General features: G+C 35.5%; 17 protein-coding genes and 1 pseudogene. 5 read left to right on the top strand and 13 right to left on the bottom strand.

What is annotated here, in order from left to right; translation table 11 throughout:
• Positions 1-189 precede the first annotated feature (189 nt).
• The gene (locus tag CBF29_RS02905; RefSeq protein WP_126807134.1) at positions 190-1,539 is read right to left on the bottom strand and encodes a hemolysin family protein; all 1,350 of its coding nucleotides are present in this window, start codon (positions 1,537-1,539) and stop codon (positions 190-192) included.
• A gap of 196 nt (positions 1,540-1,735) precedes the next feature.
• Entirely contained in the window at positions 1,736-2,899 is a 1,164-nt protein-coding gene (locus CBF29_RS02900) for an AI-2E family transporter (RefSeq protein ID WP_126807132.1), read from the bottom strand.
• 182 nt (positions 2,900-3,081) lie between these two features.
• Between CBF29_RS02900 and CBF29_RS02895 the strand changes: the two genes are divergently transcribed.
• Positions 3,082-3,531, top strand: a complete 450-nt coding sequence (locus CBF29_RS02895) for a GNAT family N-acetyltransferase (RefSeq protein ID WP_126807130.1) — start codon at positions 3,082-3,084, stop codon at positions 3,529-3,531.
• A 155-nt stretch (positions 3,532-3,686) separates the two neighbouring features.
• Here the strand turns inward: CBF29_RS02895 and ntdP are convergent, their stop codons facing one another.
• The 4 genes from ntdP to CBF29_RS02875 form a co-directional block, all read right to left on the bottom strand.
• Positions 3,687-4,220 (bottom strand): nucleoside tri-diphosphate phosphatase, encoded by a 534-nt coding sequence (gene ntdP / locus CBF29_RS02890; RefSeq protein ID WP_126807128.1) that lies wholly within the window; start codon positions 4,218-4,220, stop codon positions 3,687-3,689.
• Positions 4,221-4,320: 100 nt separating this feature from the next.
• Complete coding sequence (mutY, locus tag CBF29_RS02885; RefSeq protein WP_126807418.1) at positions 4,321-5,538, bottom strand: A/G-specific adenine glycosylase; 1,218 nt, start codon at positions 5,536-5,538, stop codon at positions 4,321-4,323.
• 25 nt (positions 5,539-5,563) lie between these two features.
• Positions 5,564-6,361 carry a recombination regulator RecX gene (gene recX, locus CBF29_RS02880; protein WP_126807126.1) on the bottom strand — a complete coding sequence of 266 codons (798 nt, stop codon included), beginning with the start codon at positions 6,359-6,361 and terminating at the stop codon, positions 5,564-5,566.
• A gap of 306 nt (positions 6,362-6,667) precedes the next feature.
• Positions 6,668-7,450: a hypothetical protein gene (locus CBF29_RS02875; protein WP_126807124.1), complete on the bottom strand. Its 783-nt coding sequence runs from the start codon at positions 7,448-7,450 to the stop codon at positions 6,668-6,670.
• Between the two features lie 274 nt (positions 7,451-7,724).
• Between CBF29_RS02875 and CBF29_RS02870 the strand changes: the two genes are divergently transcribed.
• From CBF29_RS02870 to CBF29_RS02855, 4 genes and pseudogenes are all read left to right on the top strand, one after another.
• On the top strand, positions 7,725-8,243 hold the full coding sequence (locus tag CBF29_RS02870; protein WP_126807122.1) for a sigma-70 family RNA polymerase sigma factor: 519 nt from the start codon (positions 7,725-7,727) through the stop codon (positions 8,241-8,243).
• A 118-nt stretch (positions 8,244-8,361) separates the two neighbouring features.
• Positions 8,362-8,568 carry a hypothetical protein gene (locus tag CBF29_RS02865; RefSeq protein ID WP_126807120.1) on the top strand — a complete coding sequence of 69 codons (207 nt, stop codon included), beginning with the start codon at positions 8,362-8,364 and terminating at the stop codon, positions 8,566-8,568.
• A gap of 22 nt (positions 8,569-8,590) precedes the next feature.
• A complete protein-coding gene (locus CBF29_RS02860; RefSeq protein ID WP_126807118.1) occupies positions 8,591-8,803 on the top strand; it encodes a DUF2922 domain-containing protein in 213 nt (70 codons plus the stop codon).
• 157 nt (positions 8,804-8,960) lie between these two features.
• Positions 8,961-9,262, top strand: a pseudogene (locus CBF29_RS02855) (transposase); the annotation flags it as partial.
• Between the two features lie 67 nt (positions 9,263-9,329).
• Here the strand turns inward: CBF29_RS02855 and CBF29_RS02850 are convergent.
• The 7 genes from CBF29_RS02850 to CBF29_RS02820 form a co-directional block, all read right to left on the bottom strand.
• Positions 9,330-10,463 carry an EpsG family protein gene (locus tag CBF29_RS02850; protein ID WP_126807116.1) on the bottom strand — a complete coding sequence of 378 codons (1,134 nt, stop codon included), beginning with the start codon at positions 10,461-10,463 and terminating at the stop codon, positions 9,330-9,332.
• Between the two features lie 22 nt (positions 10,464-10,485).
• Entirely contained in the window at positions 10,486-11,400 is a 915-nt protein-coding gene (locus CBF29_RS02845; protein ID WP_126807113.1) for a glycosyltransferase family 2 protein, read from the bottom strand.
• A complete protein-coding gene (locus CBF29_RS02840) occupies positions 11,387-12,523 on the bottom strand; it encodes a glycosyltransferase WbsX family protein (protein WP_126807111.1) in 1,137 nt (378 codons plus the stop codon). Before CBF29_RS02840 ends, CBF29_RS02845 begins: the two co-directional genes overlap by 14 nt.
• Before the next feature lie 12 nt (positions 12,524-12,535).
• Entirely contained in the window at positions 12,536-13,684 is a 1,149-nt protein-coding gene (locus CBF29_RS02835; protein ID WP_126807109.1) for a glycosyltransferase, read from the bottom strand.
• A gap of 655 nt (positions 13,685-14,339) precedes the next feature.
• Positions 14,340-15,026 carry a sugar transferase gene (locus tag CBF29_RS02830; protein WP_281272906.1) on the bottom strand — a complete coding sequence of 229 codons (687 nt, stop codon included), beginning with the start codon at positions 15,024-15,026 and terminating at the stop codon, positions 14,340-14,342.
• A complete protein-coding gene (locus tag CBF29_RS02825; RefSeq protein WP_126807105.1) occupies positions 15,023-16,135 on the bottom strand; it encodes a DegT/DnrJ/EryC1/StrS family aminotransferase in 1,113 nt (370 codons plus the stop codon). The genes CBF29_RS02830 and CBF29_RS02825 overlap by 4 nt, the downstream gene beginning before the upstream one ends.
• A gap of 15 nt (positions 16,136-16,150) precedes the next feature.
• Positions 16,151-17,956, bottom strand: coding sequence for a nucleoside-diphosphate sugar epimerase/dehydratase (locus CBF29_RS02820; protein WP_126807416.1), 1,806 nt, complete (start codon positions 17,954-17,956; stop codon positions 16,151-16,153).
• Positions 17,957-18,943: the final 987 nt, after the last annotated feature.

Below are 18,943 nucleotides of genomic sequence, written 5' to 3'. Positions count from 1 at the left end.
ATAATGATGTTTTGTGGTTAAAATAAGATAATATTTTTAAAAAGGCTCCTCGAAAAAGTCTCCTCGCCCTTTTCAAGGATAAAAAAAGAGGCATGGTCAACATACCTCTTTTAATATTTCGACTTTTAATATTTTGACACTTCAATGACTAGCAACATTCTATCGGTAAAACTTTTTTAACGGAACTTTTCATTCCTCATCTTCGTCAACAGAAAATCCCTTATGATTAAATTTTTCAGGGTTTTCGTCAAATATTACTCTTAAAGACAAGACACGTGAACCTTCCATTTGTTCCGAAATCAGTGTCACATTATCCACATGATAAGACAGATTTTCACCTTCATCAGGGATTGTTCCCAAAGCAGTAATCAAATAGCCTGCCATGGAGTCTACGTCATTCATATCCAAATCTGTATTAAATGCCTCATTGAATTCATCAATCGGCATCCGGCCTTGAATCAAGTATTCCGTATCAGAAATCTTAGTGTAAATATTTTCAACTTCGTCTGATTCATCATCGATTTCCCCGACGATTTCCTCCAACAAGTCTTCTAAAGTAACGATTCCTACCATCCCGCCATACTCATCCAAAAGGATACCCATTTGGTTTTGTGTACGTTTGAATTCAAGCAGTAAATCATCGGTAAAAATCGTTTCAGGAACAAACAACGGCTCCGTAATGATATTCATCAAGTCTAAATCCTCAAACCCTTGTTTATGAGCAGCTTTCAACAAGCTCTTCACGTGCAAAACACCGATTACTCGGTCTTTGTCATCTTCATACACAGGGATACGGGAATAATTTTGCGACATGATTTTCCCAAGGTTTTCTTCGATGGGGTCCAACAAATCAATCATGAACGCATCTGTACGAGGTACCATCACCTCACGAGCCACTGTGGTGTCCAGTGAGAAAACTCCCTGTACCATCTCTAGTTCGTCATGTTCCAGTACACCCTCAGCCTCAAGCAAGTAGCGCATCTCATCACGAGTCATCTTATTATCATCATCATCAAACTTCATCGGAGTAATCCGGCCTAAAAAATCAGTAGACACAGATAACAGCCATACAAATGGACGTGTGATAACACCGATTGCTTGAATCGGCCCTACGGCAAATTTTGCCACCTCTTCTGATTTACTCAAAGCAATCCGCTTGGGATATAATTCCCCAAAAACGATAGAAATATACGTCAACATAATCAATACTAAAACATTAGCAAGTTTCATCGCCCAAGGTGCCCCGCCAAATAACGGCGCCAGTTTTTTTGCAAAACTGTCGGCCAAAGAGGCCCCTGATAAAATATTGACAAGCGTGATCCCAACTTGGATCGTAGACAGGAAATTTCCTGTGTTTTTTAATAATTTGGCTAGTCGCTGAGCAGCTTTGTCGCCACTTTCAGCTTTTTGCTGAATTCTGTTCTTATTTAGTGATACTACCGCAATCTCCGCCGCTGCAAAAAAAGCATTCAGTAACGTCAACACGGCTAAAATCAAAATCAACATAATTATCGACTGACTCTCGGGGTCAGCATTCATAAGCCATTCTCTCCTTAATTCTTCTTCAACGCCGAAAGACTTTTATACCAGATAGTTCCTGATCTGACTATAAAAACTTCACGACAATCATGACTGCAGGTGCCAGCTGCTGTTCATGACACTCCTATTTTACTTTATTTTTTTCCACAATAACTGTATCACAAAAATCCTGAAACTTCAATATACACGTGCTGGGCTATTTATTTTTTAATCCCGATTTTTTATCTTCTTGGGTGATAGCGAAACTTTCCCTGAGCATTTTTCCCTTTCTGATTTGAATGATATCATACACATGGGAAACAATGGTGCGACAAACAGCATAGAAAGGCACACCTAAAATCATTCCCAGCAGTCCTGCGATATTTCCGGCGACCAATAAAATAAAAATAATCGTCAGAGGATGGATATCCAAACTTTTGCCGATAACATTAGGGAAAATAAAATTCCCGTCAATCTGCTGTACGACTAACACCACGATACAGGCCAAAAATACTTTAAGTAGCACATTTTCCTGATTGCTGAAAAGCGTCACAAGAACAGCCGGTGCCAGACCAAGATAAGGACCGATATAAGGAATCATATTCGTGATACCAGCAATCGTCCCAAATAAAATGGCGTACTCCACGCCAATCAGATAATAGCCGATAGCCGTAGCAATTCCCACAAATGTACATTCTATGACCTGTCCGCTAATATATTTTGAAATCGTCTGACCCATCTTTTGCAGCAAATGAATGACTTCATCTGCATAACTGTCCGGTAAAAATTTACTTACGGTTGGAATCAAGCGATGACCATCTTTCAACATATAGAATAAAATGAAAGGTACTGTTACTAAAGTCAGGGCTACATTGATGACCGTTCCCATGATCGAGCCTAAACTGGAAGACAAACCATTGATGAAATTCTTAATGATTGTACCAATGTTCAAATCAAGTTTTCCTAGCGCAGCTTCTAAATCCACTTGCTGAACCCATGGATGATCCATCATTTCCTTGCTCCACTGCTCGATAGCCGAAATAAACTGAGGCAGGCTGGAAATCAGCTCACTCACTTGGAAAGCAAGGGCTGGGATAATCGTACTTACTGCTAAAACCAGTAAGCCTATCAGCAACAGAAACACAATGACCACTGCAAGGGTCCGTTTCATCTCAAACTTTCTCTCTAGGAAACTCACTAAAGGGTTCACCATATAGTACAAAAACCCTGCAATCAAGATTGGGGCAAACAACGTACTAAAAAATGTGACGATGGGAGAAAAGACAAAATCGATTTTTGTTGACACCAAGACCAATGTTGCTAAAATCAGTAATTCTAACGACCAGAACATCAGTTTTGAATTTTTTATTTTTTCAAACATTTGAAAACTCCCTTTTAAGAAAACAATATTTTTTATCATTTCTTTTTGTAGTATACTCTAAGCAGACTCTCATTTGACCACAAAGCTGTCAAACAGTCAGTATGAGAATAGTATCCAGTTTTTCAATTGATTTGTCAAAACTATTTCATCATTTTAATAAAATATTTTAAAGGAGTGTCTCTATGGAAATCAAGCAAACCACTGAGCTGCAAACAAAAATATATCAAGATGCTTTAAATCTCCGCAAAGAGGTATTTATTCGCGAACAAAATGTTCCCGAGGAGCTGGAAATCGATGAACTCGAAAACGAGTGTCTGCATTTTGTTCTTTACGCTGATGACGGGACGCCAATAGCTACTAGCCGTGTCTATCCTCTAGCCGACCAACAATGGAAACTTCAGCGAGTAGCGGTCAAAAAGAATAAGCGAAAACAACACCTGGGACAGCTTCTGCTAAAGCACATCGAAGCTATCGCTAAAGAAAATCATATCGCAAGTATTACTCTGGGGGCACAAGTGTCCTCGATCGGTTTCTACGAGTCTTTGGGCTACCATGTCAGCAGTGAAGAATTTGACGATGCCGGCATCCCTCACCGTCAAATGGAGAAAAACCTAGAAACTAGTGCCTCTTAAAAAAGTCCAACTTCTCTCTAAACACACAATTGAGTCTCATAAGGGGATAGTTACCCTACAAACTGCAAAACATCAGAAAAACCACTTCTCTTTTGAGAAGTGGTTTTAAGTTAAACAGAATTCAACCCTCTGCCTGCTGAAACAGAGGCAGATAACTATTTACGCGACAACTGGCGATAGCGTCCATACCATAGCTCAATGTATTCTGGTGAAAAAGGTCCCTTGCCGTGATTAATCCAATCAACCAAAATTTTGACGTTTTCTTTCAGGATAAAATCAATCTCAGGCGGGTAGTTCATTTTTCTGCGGTGTGCTTCGTATTCATCTACATCCAACAAACGCTTTTCACCATCAGGAAAAACTTTAATATCTAAGTCATAATCAATATACTTCAACGCTTCTTTGTCGATCAAAAACGGTGAAGCAAGATTACAGTAATAAGAAACGCCGTTGTCTCTGATCATTGCAATCACATTAAACCAAAACTTATTATGAAAATAAACGATGGCCGGTTCTCGAGTGACCCAGCGCCTACCGTCCGACTCGATGACTAAAGTATGATCGTTCACCCCGATCAGCGAATGTTCGCTAGTTTTCAATACCATGGTATCGCGCCAAATTCTATGTAAATTACCGTCGTGTTTATAGCTCTGTATCGTGATGAATTCCCCTTCTTTAGGAACACGCATCGAAACCCTACTTTCTTCTAACACGTTTAAGCTTTCGCTAAAAATCTATAAGACATAGACATCATAGACATTATAGCATAAAATATTTCACTGCCGAGAATTATTTATCCGCAGAAATCATTTTCTCAAAATAGCCTTGCTGAATCAAAAGGTGAGTCATTTTCTCTTGGGGTTTAGGCAATGGGCGGCTTTCAAAATCTTCGACGGACAGCCAATGTGTCTCTTGCCCCACCTCAGAAATTTCTTTTCCAGTGATATCAGCAAGCTTTCTACGTCCATAAACAACTAACACATGCCACTTTAAATGACTGAACACGTGAGTTACCTCACCTACAGGCATTTTTTTCCATACCGTCTCTGAATCTTGGGCGTCTAACCAATCAGATAATCTCCAGTCTTCCTCTGCAACCAAATCTAATGTTTCTTGTCCCCTTGGTTCGTTTAAATATCTCTGCCACTCTTGTCGGAAAATTTCATACTCTTTTTTCGTCACTTCTATTAGGGGAAAAGTCCACATATTGGCAAGCAGTCCTGTGCCCGCCCTTTGGACAAATTCAAACGCTCCTTGAGCATTCTCTTTAGCGAGCCCGATATAATACATCGGCTTCACTTTGATTTTTTTTGATTTGACCGGATAGTTTTCCTGAGTTCCTTCACGATTTGCCAAACAATAATTTTTCAAAGGACATGACGAACATTGGGGAGAAGTCGGGGTGCAAAGACTGGCACCCAAATCCATAGTCGCTTGATTCATATCTCCCGGCGCATCATGGGAGATGACATGACGCACCACAAAATCAAAAAATTTCAGCGTGCCTGATTTGGCAATATCTTGTTTAATGCCAAACAAACGGCTAAAGACTCTCATCACATTGCCGTCTACCGCCGGCTCAGGCGCATCAAAAGAGATGCTGGCGATAGCTCCGGCAGTATAGGGACCAATACCTTTTAACTTTTTAAGTTCTTTCACTGTCTGGGGAAAGTTGCCGCCGAACTCATCCATGATTTGTCTTGCAGCAAACTGCATATTTCTCACACGGGAATAATAGCCCAAACCTTCCCAAGCTTTCAGCAGCCTTTCTTCAGGAGCAGCAGCTAAGTCTGCCACCGTAGGAAACCACTCCATAAATCTTTCATAATAAGGAATCACCGTAGCCACCTGCGTTTGCTGCAGCATGATTTCCGAGACCCATATCCCGTAAGGTTCCTTACTGACTCGCCAAGGCAGCCAGCGTTTTTCCTCATCATACCAAGTTAAGAAAGTTTCTTGAAACTCTCTTACTTTTTCATCGTCCCATCCATCCACCAGCTGGTTCATATCTAATGTTTCAGATTGTTGTTCTTTACTCATCGTCACTCTCTTTTCCGCTGAGAAACTCTTGAATCAAATCATAATCAAAACCTTTTCTAATCAAGCCCTGAATAGTTTTTTGCTTACGCTGCGAAAAATCAAAACGCTTGTTTTTTTGCCAGATTTTTTCTCCATCAATCATTACCAAGTCGCTTTCCTTGGCTTCGTCTTTTTCCAATGCAAGCAGAGCCATTGCTTCTTTGATGATCTCAGCGGAAAAACCTTTTGTCATCAGTGTCTGCTGAACTTTTTGTCTTTGAATCTGAAAAGTTTTCTGACGATGTTTCTTTGCTGATTTCTTCGCTGCTTTTACTGCCAATTCCAACTGGAGTTCAGGTGTATATAGCCTTAAAGCTTTTTCCACAGTTTCTTGTCTCAGCCCTTTTTTGAATAACTGCTGCTGCAAAACCCCAGGACCCTTATCACTTAATCTGATTTGTGTCCTCACGTAACTTTCACCATAGACCAAATCATCTACCAACTTCAACGTTTTGAGTCTTTGGATAATGTCAGGGATATCCTCGATAGCAATCTTTTTAGTGATAAGATAATCTTTTACTTCTTTTTCAGTCCGAAGCTGATAACTCAAATAATTTAGACTCAGCTGATAGCCTAAATCCTGCTGACTGTCTTTTTTTATTTGACGCAAAAAATCTGAAGAAACTTCCTGTCCTTTCAACAGACGATGCCGCACCAGTACATCTTCTGAAACTTCAATAGCTTCTCCCGATGCCAGTTGTATCTGATACCCTGCACCTTTATTTTTTGTTACACTAATTATTTTTTCCATCCAGTCACTTCATTTCTTATTTTCAAGTCCATCTATCATACTATCATGTTATTGAAAAATATAAAATCAAACAATCTGACAAAAGACTACACTGTCTAACAGTGTCACGGATAGTCCCACCTATCAGTTCACTTGTTTTTATGGCAAAAATCGGTTAGTTTCAGAAGAAACAACTGCTCTTGGCATACAGCAACGTTCAATTGCTCTTAGGGGGGCATTAAAAAGCCTCTGAAATGATTCAGAGGGTAACAGCTGTCAGAGGATTATTTTAGATAAGAAGGACGTGAAATCTTAATTTCCCGCTGATTATATCCTGTAATCTTTCTCTACATTTTTTATGATCTGGTTAAGCTCTTTTTTACTATATTTTCCAGATTCATTTATTTGTTTCGTAAAATAGGATGTTTTATGCAACTCTGCCGTTACTTGCTCAGTATTCATCCTAAAATGCTCCATACAAGTTCTTCCGATTAGCTTAAGATAAAGATCATATATTTCTTCGGAGCGATCAATAGAAATGAGTCCTTCAAACTTATGAATTCTCGTTTCATAAATGTTATATGCTAAATAGAGATCTAAATTTTTCTTCAACTTTTTCTTAAAATCATTTTTAGACTTGGAAAAAACCACTTGAAGACCATCGCAAAATGTACAGAGCGTTTTACTTTCTGAATGGACAGTATTTTTAAACGTGTCTATCCTGACGATTTCCATCACATCAAACCAGCTGCATCCTCCTTTTGACGGCGCACCGCAGGGAGCAAATAAACCTTTGTGGCTCAAATAGGGGTTGCAGTAACCATTCACTTTTAAAACATCAGAAAACACATCCACCAGCACTTGATTGGAGTGAGGGCGTCCATAGTCCAGTCGCTTGATCAAATTAGCGGAACACTCAAAAATAAGTTTGGGTGATTGGTTTTTATTGTACAAAATTGTACATTTTTTCCCCTCTATTTCGATTTCTTTCGCAAAGAGAGTTTCTTTAGTGAGTTCCATTGATGCCACCACTTCCAAATCATTCATCTCTTCATCTTGCTTACTATCCGCAAAAACCAGCTTTTTAGGCGCTTTATCAGTCTTTGACATATGAGCAACTCCTTACATTGATTTCTTCTTACGCTACTGTACACAATGACCTTTTAGAATTTCAAAAATTCTCAAACAATTCCTCATTTCCTCTTATAAAACGGTCTATTTTTAAATATTTTAGCATATCTCACCGTCATCAGGAAGCGTTTTCATCCCGAACGATAATTATTGGTCCCCATTTCATTTTTTCGGTTTTTGTCAAACCCCTAGCTGATAATCTATAGTTTCTCTAACAACCGGTTGGAATTTAAAAATAAGGGATGAAAACCTCATGTTTGATGACACAAAGAAACAGTATGAAATGTACGAAGAAATTGTTTACGGTGTTCTCGCAAAATTGTCCATCTATCCATTCGCAGCTAATTATGAAGATTTGCTTCAAATTGGTCGCCTGTCACTTTGGGAACTCTTGACCCGTCAAACCTTTACTCCTGAGCTTGACGATGAAAAATTCCGCGGGTATCTCTACACCCATATTCGTTGGCGGATATTAGACGAACTAAGAAAGCAAAACCGGCAGAAAACAAAAGAGTTCTGTATGGAAACCACTAAAGACAGTGATGAAGGTGAGTCCACAAAGGAAACTATGACCGATGTGATTTCAATCAAACTCATGATGGAAAAGCTATGGCCATATTTAACTGAGAATGAGCGTATCTTTTTTAAGGAAACTTATTTTGAGGATAATAATATCACAGCTATTGCGAAGAAATACCATACGTCTCGAAAGACAGTTTATAAATGGCGCAATTCACTTGCTTTGAAAGCAGCAAAATATATTTTTAAGTAGTAGAGGGAATCAAATAATTTTGTCCAAGGGGTAACACTTTAATGAGCTGAAACGTCTTTATAGATGTAAGCACTCGCGAGACTTACCAAACATATGATAAATGGAAGGAATGAAGAAAATGAAACTTTGGGAATCAACTGGCTTAGAGTATTATTTTGGCATAGACGGGCAAGAAAAAGCAAAAAAACAAACAATCAGCAATGTGATTGAGACACCTGTTGAAGAAGACATCAAAGCTTTTGGTCTGTTACTAGACCAAATCACACCAGACACCAACAAATATATCTCCACAGTCGTTGTCAATAAAAGTCGAATTCACGCATAAAAAAAGAAAGCAGGGATAAAACATGAAAAAATTACGAATGGTATTTTTGAATGCCGATGGGAAGAAAGTTACTTTTAATCAGACAAATTGTCATCAAGAATTGACAGGTGAAGTTGTCAAAGGATTTATGGATGGCGTTGCAGCATTAAAACTGATCAGCAAGGATGGGATACTGCAATACGAATTACCGCAAAGTGCTGATTATGTGGAAACCATTGTGACAGAGTTGTTTTAAAATGAAAACCAGCCAGGGGAAAAATCCTCGGCTGGTTTTTTTGATATATAGTATTTGATTAAAGTGATTTCTAATAATAAAAGCGTTGCATCTTTCTGTGTAGAACTCAGCATAAATTTTAAAATATTGTACACTCCCAGAAGAAACGATCAATCAAATACATTCGATGAGTGAAAAATGGAAAAAGCAGTATCCAAGAGTGGGCAAACTACTCCTGAATCCTGCCATACTAACATTTTTCAATTTTCCTCCCTCGATCAGACGAACCATTTATTCTATTAATCTGATTGAATGCTTTAATAAACAGCTGAAAAAATATACAAAGAGAAAAGAACAATTTCCTAATGAAGAATCTTTAGAAAGATTCTTGGTTTCTCAATTCAATGATTATAATCAAATTGTTTAGGATGTATTCATAAAGGGTTCAAAGAAATTCAAGATACATTGGAATCAATGTTTAAACTCATAAGACAGGATGGACTATTCTATTTACACATAATTCTTGACGCTACCGACTACCTTTTGACTACCTAGTCAATACTCTAAACATAAATGGTATTATAAATGGATCAATATAAATGCTGTCAAAGAACATTTCTCTTAAATAAAAAAATCCAAATATTACAAAAAAAATCCAAAAAACCACTATGATTTCCCTGTTTTTTTTAAAAGGTGATAACTTGAATAAAGAACCATATATATATATAACAGGATAATACAAATAAAATGTTAATCTAAAAATTCGGAAAAAAGATGATATTATCATCAGCGAACAAAGTAAACAGAACAGATTAATAAGAATTTCTCCATCATAGTTAATCTCCCTAATTTGCTTTCCAAATAACATCAATATTATTATTGCAGGTAAAATCCAAAAATAATTTTTTATAATTGCTGGTTCAAAATTTAAATTTAAATAATCGCTATATCTATACAACCAAGGAACATATCTAATAAAATACTTAAACAACTGGGTAAATATAATGAATAGCAAAGGTAACAACAGTACATAGACACCGAAAATCTCTCTGAACTTAAATCGTTTTCTATATAATTTTTCAGAAAAAATAATTATCGGAACAATTACGAACGCACTATAATGAAATCCCCCCGCTATTATTCCATAAATAAGATATTTTTTTAAATTATTACTGCATAGATATTTGTGTGCGTATGTCAAGAGTGAAACAGAAACAAGCATTCTGATTAAACCAAAAGAATAAAAATAGAAGACCAAGAAAAAAGTAGACACTATTATTGGATAGCTATTTACGCCTATTCTTTCTTTAAAAGCCGCAAAAAAGAATGAAAAAGTTAAAATAGCACATATTAAATATATATCAAGAAAATTACCTGTTGTAAATGAAACAACTTTATTGATCAAATAAAATAAGGGTTCAGGGAAACCTTTATATGAAAATCCACTTTCATTTATTTGAGTATACATGTTATGATAGTTAGTATGGTCTATTCCGTACGCACGGAGGCCAACAACTAATGTTAAGGTTAAATAGTTTATCACAAAAGATACTGAACCTAACCAAAATTGATACTTTTTTTTATATTTTTTTAAAAGTGATGAAATCATCGAAAGAAAAACCGTACTTATAAACAACGAATAGTACAGTATATACGTGGCAGACTCTGATAATGTTCCCAAATTGTTTCTCCTTAGATCATTTTTAGAATTTTTTCAATAATACGGCAATACAGAACCACATTGAGTAGTTTTTTGATAACCTAACCTGTTTGTTACTTAGAAATTTGACTGCATTATTAAGTGAGTCAGTCGAAGATATCGCTTGTTGTAGCAATCGCAAATTATTTATGGGAATTAACTTTGAATACCCTCTTGTTAGTTCTTTAATCATCATACTTCGATTATTTGTTCTTTTCTGAAATATTGAATTATCTAAAAGTTTCTTATAGTTATTCTTTTTATGACCAAGGACATTATTTTCATGTTGTCTATATAATATTCTTGATTCTTTATCGTAAATTAACTCACCATTCATTACCGTACATAAAAGAGCTATCCAATGATCATGCATCATAATTTTTTTTGGTCTATAATCATTTATTAAACTTGCTAGTTCTCGACTAATAACCAGTGTACACCCCGTAACATTATTTCGTATTAAAAAATCAACATAATCCCATTTTTCTTTTTTCATGTACATATCTTCTATTATATTTAAATCTTTATCGGTCAAAGTTGTAGCTGAATGATACATTTTCATCTTATTTTCCTCTATACGGTGCAAACAATTAGTAGCTCTCAAAATCTTATCCTCTAGCCAAAAATCATCTTGATCAGAAAATGCGTAGTAATCATAGTTTTGGACCTTACTTAATAAGTCCAAAAAACTTTGAGCTGGACCTAAGTTTTTCCCTTCAAAATATTTTAACTTTCCTTTATTTTGATAATTTTCTAAAATCTTAAGTGTGCCATCTGTTGATCCATCATCTCTGACAATTAAATCCAACGTAAAATAACCTTTCTGCTTCAAAATTGAATCGATTTGTGTCTGTAAATATCTTTCTCCATTATACGTTGACATCAAAACGGCAACTCTAATTTTTTCAGTCTCTTTCATAAGGATTTTCACCTGCTTTGTCCAGAGTCTCTTTGATGGCCTCCAAATACTGGAAACCAAATTCCGTATCCGGCTCTAGATATCCTCCCTCGGCCCACTCATTCCACGAAAATATGAAAAGCATATCATTACTATAATCTTTTTTCACTTGATTTACTTTTCTTTCGAAATATTTTTTAAATTTGGTTGGATTTGCCCCGATGTAAGCAACCCCTTTACTTCCCCTTCTTGGTGTATTATCCCAGTCAACAAATGCTCCGGCAATATTCTTAGATGTGATGTTCTCATTTTGAAAAGACTTCTCCCAAATCGTATCATAATCATAAGTTCTTACCTTTTTTAAATATAATGTAGAAAATTTTTTATTGAAAAATTTAAATAGTACATCATCAACTTTTTTCATAACGTTAAAAATAAATTTCATATTGGACTGCTCGATGAATCTGTCTAGACTATACAATGGTTCATACTCAATATTATACGAAAATCTACTATCATCTTTCACTTTCATTTTGTCAAAATCAATATGTTGATAGGCAAATTCAATTCCCGGAAATCCATTTGCTAGTGCTAGTTCCACAAAAAAATCTAACATTTCATTTAAACAATCTATTTGTTCTGGACGATAGATTATGAGTAATGGTTTTCCATTATTCTTTATATAGCGCTCATCTTTAAAAAAAGAGAGTAAATATTCAAAATGAAGTTTCCAATCTTTTTTTCCGCCATACTTCTGAGGCATTATAATCGAGTCACTTTTAGAAACCCATGCTTGAGTCCACGGTTCATTTGCCCAACTAAAACAATAATTAATATCAATACTTTTATTATTTAAAAGCAACTCTGCAGGTTTTTCTAATTGAAGTGTTCCATTAAACCAATAATGATAAAAACAAAAACCATAGATGCCGTATTTTTGTGCAATATCAGCTTGCCATTCCAACGTACTTATATCCAATAAATCATAATAATTTTGTTCCAATGGTATTCTTGGTTGTCTATGATTATTAAATAGTGGTTTCGCTCTTTTTACATTTACCCATTCGGTAAATCCTTCCCCCCAATATTTATTGTTTAATTCAGTCGGATGAAATTGTGGTAAATAAAATGCAATTACTTTCAAAGTTAAGCTCCTTTAATGAATTTCTTTGTAAATTTTTCTCATGAGACCAGAGACATTTTCTTTATCATACTTTTTAGAAACAGCTTTGTTGTAGTTTGAAATCTCATTTAGCTTTAAAGAGTCCATTTCTAAAATTTTTTCTACAGCAGCAACAAGTTCTTTAGGATTGACTAAATCACTAAACATGTACCCCGTTCTTCCGTTAGTCATATAATCTTTTATTCCGCCCACACTTGAGGTAACTAAAGGTAAACCTGATGCCATAGCTTCAAGTCCTGCGAGTCCAAGTCCTTCCCTTTTAGATGGAAATAAACATATATCACATATTTTATAAATTTTTTCAATATCATTTCGAAATCCTAGTAAATGAACTTTGTCTATAACTCCAAGTTCTTTAGATTTTTCTATTAAACTCTCTCTCTCTTGTCCAATTCCACATATGATATATTCTAAATCATACTTAGAGAGTTCCTTGACTGCTTTAATCCCCAAAATATGATTCTTATTATTGTTCAGTTCCCCAACAGATATCATTACTTTTGTAGATTTATCAATTTTAAATTTTCTTTTTAATTCTTTTTTTTCATTTTCACTAATTACAATATTATACTTTTCCCAATCAATTCCTACTCCCGGAAGTTGAATAACCTGAGTTGCTTTAAATTTTTTAGCGACAGATGCATCGCCATCATTTATTATAAGTAAATAATCCGTATATCTAGACAGGTATCTCTCAACTGGATAGTATAATATCCAATCCTTTATAGGACCCCCTCGAAAAAAATGAAATCCATGTGCTGTATACATGATACTTGTCTTCTTGTTTTTGAAGGCCATTCGTGCTAATGCTCCACCAATAGGGGAATGACAGTGCATTATATCATAGTCTTTAAGCGATAATTGACGTAATTGCTTAAAGGATTTAATTATCATTTTAAAATCAGTAACATTTCTTGAAAAATCAATTTGAAAACAACCAACAGACATTTCCCTCAGTTCTTCTATGAGTTTTTTTGAATCAGCTAAACTAATTGTTCCCGGATTATCAAAGTTAGTTGCAACGTCAACTTCATAACCTAGACTCAGTAAGATCCTGATATTGTCCATATTAAAAATTTTAATCATCGAAGCAACAGATGACACAATTAGAGCTTTTTTCAAATCATTCACCCCTTTAAATTAATTCAATATTATCCAACTAAAATTCAATAATGTTCTCAGTCAAATTTTCTAGAAATCTAATCTGAAATAAATAGTCATAATCTTTTTAACCTATCCACATTGTATGGAGTTTATAAATATGTGAATAATATACTTGTTTACAAATTATTCATTTACTGAAATATAAGGAGAAGGGATTTTTATTCATAATCAAAAAATAATTTAAATTCAAATTTATTTATTGGAGAGTCCCCTTCTTCTCTAATAAGGAGCACATATTCTCTTTAAACGTTATTCTATTAAGACCTGATGGTGAAGCACAACGCTTATCCAATCCTTATAAGAGCTCAAATATAATGTCTTATTTGCTTATTATCTTTTGCTTTTCAATTCAATATTTTTACAACACCAATAGAATGAGCTTCAGTCATGAGAAGGGGAGCTATCTCAAATAATTGGGGACTTATGTTTCTAACTTCTACTCTAATTATTGGTAAAATAAGTCTTTTTCAATGTATATGTGTATGTGTTTAAATACTCAAAAGATTTAATAAAAAAGTTTATGACATGACTTGTACTTCAAAATAAATATCTCTGTGCTCCAATTGTTTTAAAAACAGCTGTGATAATGGATACTTTTTTTGAGGTATATTTTTCAATCATTTAAAATTTCTCCTAATATTTTGTTGTACTCTTCTTGTGATATTTTATTCATCCTTAAGAGATAGTCGCCTAAATCCTCTGCTGTTTCCATCCCATCAGCTGAAATATTTTCTCGTTTAAATACTTTTCCTACTGTTAATAAAATTATTTTTAAGTCATTGAAAAATGTGATGTTTTTTATATAAATTAAATCGTAGTTTAATTTTTTCCCCCAGCTTATTGCATTTCTACCATTCACTTGAGCAAGACCAGTTAATCCTGGTAAGACAGCTTGCCTTTTTTTTTCTACACTTGACATGAAGTGCAAATCCTTTATTAACTGTGGCCTTGGCCCCACAATGGACATATCACCCTTTAATATATTCCACAATTCAGGTAATTCATCTAAGCTGGTGGCTCTTAATAATTTCCCAAACCTTGTCAATCTTTGTTCATCTGGAAGCAAATTTCCATCTTGATCTTCTTCAGCAGTCATAGTCCTAAATTTATACATTTTAAATATTTTCTCGTTTAATCCTGGACGACTTTGCGAAAAAATTACCGGAGATCCTAATTTAACTCTCACTAAGATTCCAACAAATAAAATAACCGGTGAAAATACTAATAGAGCCAATCCCGATAAAACTATATCCAAAAATCTCTTCCCGTATTTACAGTAAAAAGTTTGTTTCATATTTATCTATCCCATAAATTCTTAATAATTTTGATAACTTCATCTTGCTGCTCTTCAGTCATTTTAGTATCACTTGGTAAACAAATTCCCTTAGCAAACAACTCTTCTGATACTCCACTGCCAAAATATTCGTATTTCTTGAAAATTGGTTGTATATGCATAGGTTTCCAAATAGGACGGCTTTCGATATTATGCTTTTCTAGTTCTTCTCTAATCATAGTTGGCGTAATATCACCATCTATCGTCATGACACTTAGCCAATGATTGGAAACTCCCCATGAGAAATCTTCTGGAAATGATACACCTGACAAATCAGATAATTCATCCCGATATCGGTGAAAAACCGCCCTTTTTTTATCCACTCTTTGTTCCAAAACTTTCAGCTGTCCTCTTCCTATCCCGGCCAACACATTGCTCATACGGTAGTTGTAACCAATTTCCGAGTGTTGATAGTGAGGAGCATTATCGCGACTTTGTGTCGCCCAAAAACGCACCTTATTGATACGTTCTTCATGATTGGAGACTAGCATACCCCCACCTGATGTCGTAATAATTTTATTGCCATTGAAAGAGAAAATACCATATTCGCCAATCGAGCCTGTTAATTGTCCTTTATAAGTTGTTCCCAAACTTTCGGCAGCATCTTCAATAAGTACCGTATGATATTTATCACAAATTGATTTAATTTCATCTAATTTAGCTGGGTGCCCATAAAGATGAACCACCAACACTGCTTTAGGCGTATATTTCTGAAACGCTTCTTCTAATGCTACTGGGTCCATATTCCAGCTTTCTCTTTCACTGTCAATAAAAACAGGCACAGCTCCTTCATAAAGAATAGGATTTGCTGTCGCAGAAAAAGTCAAACTTTGGCAAAATACAATATCTCCTGCTTTCACTCCTACAGCCTTTAAAGCTAAGTGAATGGCAGCTGTTCCGGATGACAATGCTGCGGCATATCTGACTCCCACATAATGTGCCAATTCTTCTTCAAACTTATTCACATTTTCTCCTAAAGGAGCTATCCAATTTGTTTCAAACGCTTCATTGATATATTCCTTTTCGTAACCTTCTTCACTCATATGAGGAGAAGATAAAAAAACTCTCTCATTCATAAGTTTATTTACTCCTTAATTTATCGACTCATTCGCCAGCATTATGATTTCTTTCGTTAACTGTTTCTCATTCTCTTTATTAAATTTTTCTACTCGCGCTAATACTTCATCGTAGCCAAACCCGTTGACATTCCCAACAAATATTTTATCATATACTTGCACATCGGCTCTTTCTTTATCCACCAATAACTCTTCATAGAGCTTTTCACCTGGGCGGATACCTGATTCCACGATCTCAATATCATCAGTAGAATAGCCACTCAGCTGAATCATTTTTTTGGCCAAATCATATATTTTCACTGGCTCGCCCATATCGAGAATAAATATTTCTCCACCTTTTGCTAAGGCTCCTGCTTGAAGAACTAACCGACTTGCCTCAGGAATCGTCATAAAGTAGCGGGTCATTTCAAAATCTGTCACGGTCACTGGACCACCACTTTCGATTTGCTCTTTGAACACCGGAACCACACTGCCACGGCTGCCTAAAACATTGCCAAAACGTACCGCAGAAAATTTTGTTTTTCCTCTACCATTCAGTCCTGTTATGAGCATCTCAGCAATCCTTTTTGTTGCTCCCATCACATTCGGTGGATTAGTTGCTTTATCTGTGGAAATCATCACAAAAGAATCTATATTGTTAGCTACTGCTGCTTCTGCTGTATTTTTAGTACCGTAAACATTATTTTTTAATGCTTCTCCCGGGTTATACTCCATCATGGGAACATGCTTATGAGCCGCCGCATGGTAAACCTTATTTGGACGATACCTGCTCATAACCTCAAACATGCGATTGTAATCTCTAATATCTGCTATTAAAGGAATAATTTCTGTTTTAGTATTTACTTTATTTAACTCACGATTGATCTGATAAATAGAGTTTTCTCCATGGCCTAAAAGCAGCAACTGTTTGGGAGAAAAACGCAGGACTTGCCGGCATATTTCAGAACCGATTGACCCGCCTGCACCTGTCACCATCACGACCTTGTCCGTTAGTTGATTAGAAATAATAGCCATGTCTAATTCCACTTCTTCACGCCCCAACAAATCAACCACATCAATCTCCCGCAACTTATTCATACGCACTTCCCCAGAAGCGATGTCTTCAATAGATGGCATGGAGTTCACTTTAATATGCTTTTGCTGAGCAATATCAACAATTTTTTCATAGCCGGATGGAGGTAAAGAAGGTATGGCCACCGTTAACTGCTCTATCTCGTAATCATCAATAACTTGGGGCAAGTCATCTATCGTACCTAGTACTGATTTTCCGCAAATAACAATGCCGTGTTTGTCTTTATCATCGTCGATAAAACCTACTACATCAATCTCATCATTTGTAACAGAATGTTTCAACGTTTCAATCAAAATTATTCCACCGGCACCGGCACCAATAATCAAGGTCCTTTTCCCATGAGAAATTTTATTCCCATGTTGGATGCGATATTCAATAAAGAGTTTCCAGCCGATACGGCTGCCGCATATCAGAATCACACTAAATACATATGTCAGCAAAACATAACGAAGACTATAACTGTCACCGACTACGGCCAAAAATGCCAACTCCACGATCAGCCCCACAAATAGTGATGTGGAAATGGCAATGATCTCCCTCAAGTTGGCTTGACGGTTAACCCTATTAAAAATGTTAAGCACTGCTCCTAAAATCCAATAGATACCTAATTGAACCATTAAGGTCAGCATCCATGTTTTAGGAGTAATAAATACCAAAGGATTCATATAGATATGTGCAAATAAGTTTGCCATAACAATAAACAATGAATCAATAAAAAAAATTAAACAAATTTTCACCCTTCTGGACATAAAAAACCACTCTTCCAAACTTTTTTTAGAATGATATATTTCTCCGAATATATCATTCGCCCCTTTTTTGAAACACAACTCGGTAACAATTAATCCTCGGTAACTTCTAAGATGTACAGTTTTTTCTCTAACCTTCCTCCTGCCCGTTGCAGTAAATACACCTGCAAAGGTTGCTTTGGATTCCAAAACTCAGATGTCCTTAGATGCTGACTGTATAAAAACAAAAAAATTATACACAATATTCAGAATAATTAATCAGCATTTTTTGAAACGTACTCACGGATTGCTCCAAAAAAGTTTTCTCCCAAGTCTATATACCAAATAAGTTTTTATTGTCTCTCTCCAATAAGTAATTAATTTATGACAGGTTTTCCAGCCATTTGAAGTTTGCGTTTAAAATAGCAGACAGGAAGTTGACTCTTCTTATGTTAATATTCGTCACTGGTGATTATTTCTTCGAATAATACGGTTTTTTTAAGTAATGTCTCAGTCGCACTTTAAAATACCAATTATTCCAAAAGATCAACAATGCAACTTCACTGCTTTGGGAAGTACTTCCTCAGCAGTTGAAAAACAATTATTAGTGTGCATCGATTGACAAACTCAGAACAGCAAATCAACTGTCATAGTTTCCTGACCACCAAACTCTAATTTCTTTGTTTTTTACCGGTACATTATTTTATCAGTAGACTGTATTTTTAAAAAAACGGTATTTTACCAAATTAATACAATAACATTAATATTGTATCATTTTTTCCCGGATAATTCACTAAGAAATTAGGTTCTTATAAAAGATCACATATTCTCAACAAATATAAAGGGAAATTCTGTCATTAATTTGAATACTTTTTTATCTTTATCCTGGATAATTCATACTTATTTGAAAAAACAAGATAAACACTTTTGTGACGGTGTTTATCTTGTTTTATTTTAACACCCTTTGGGTGTACAAAAAGAGCCCCAATCTGTTATGGTTAAAGCGCCTAA

This window comes from Vagococcus elongatus (assembly GCF_003987645.1).
In the GTDB taxonomy this organism is placed as follows: domain Bacteria; phylum Bacillota; class Bacilli; order Lactobacillales; family Vagococcaceae; genus Vagococcus_A; species Vagococcus_A elongatus.
The sequence above is the reverse complement of the archived record's forward strand: the minus strand, read 5'-3'. Positions and strand labels throughout refer to the sequence as shown.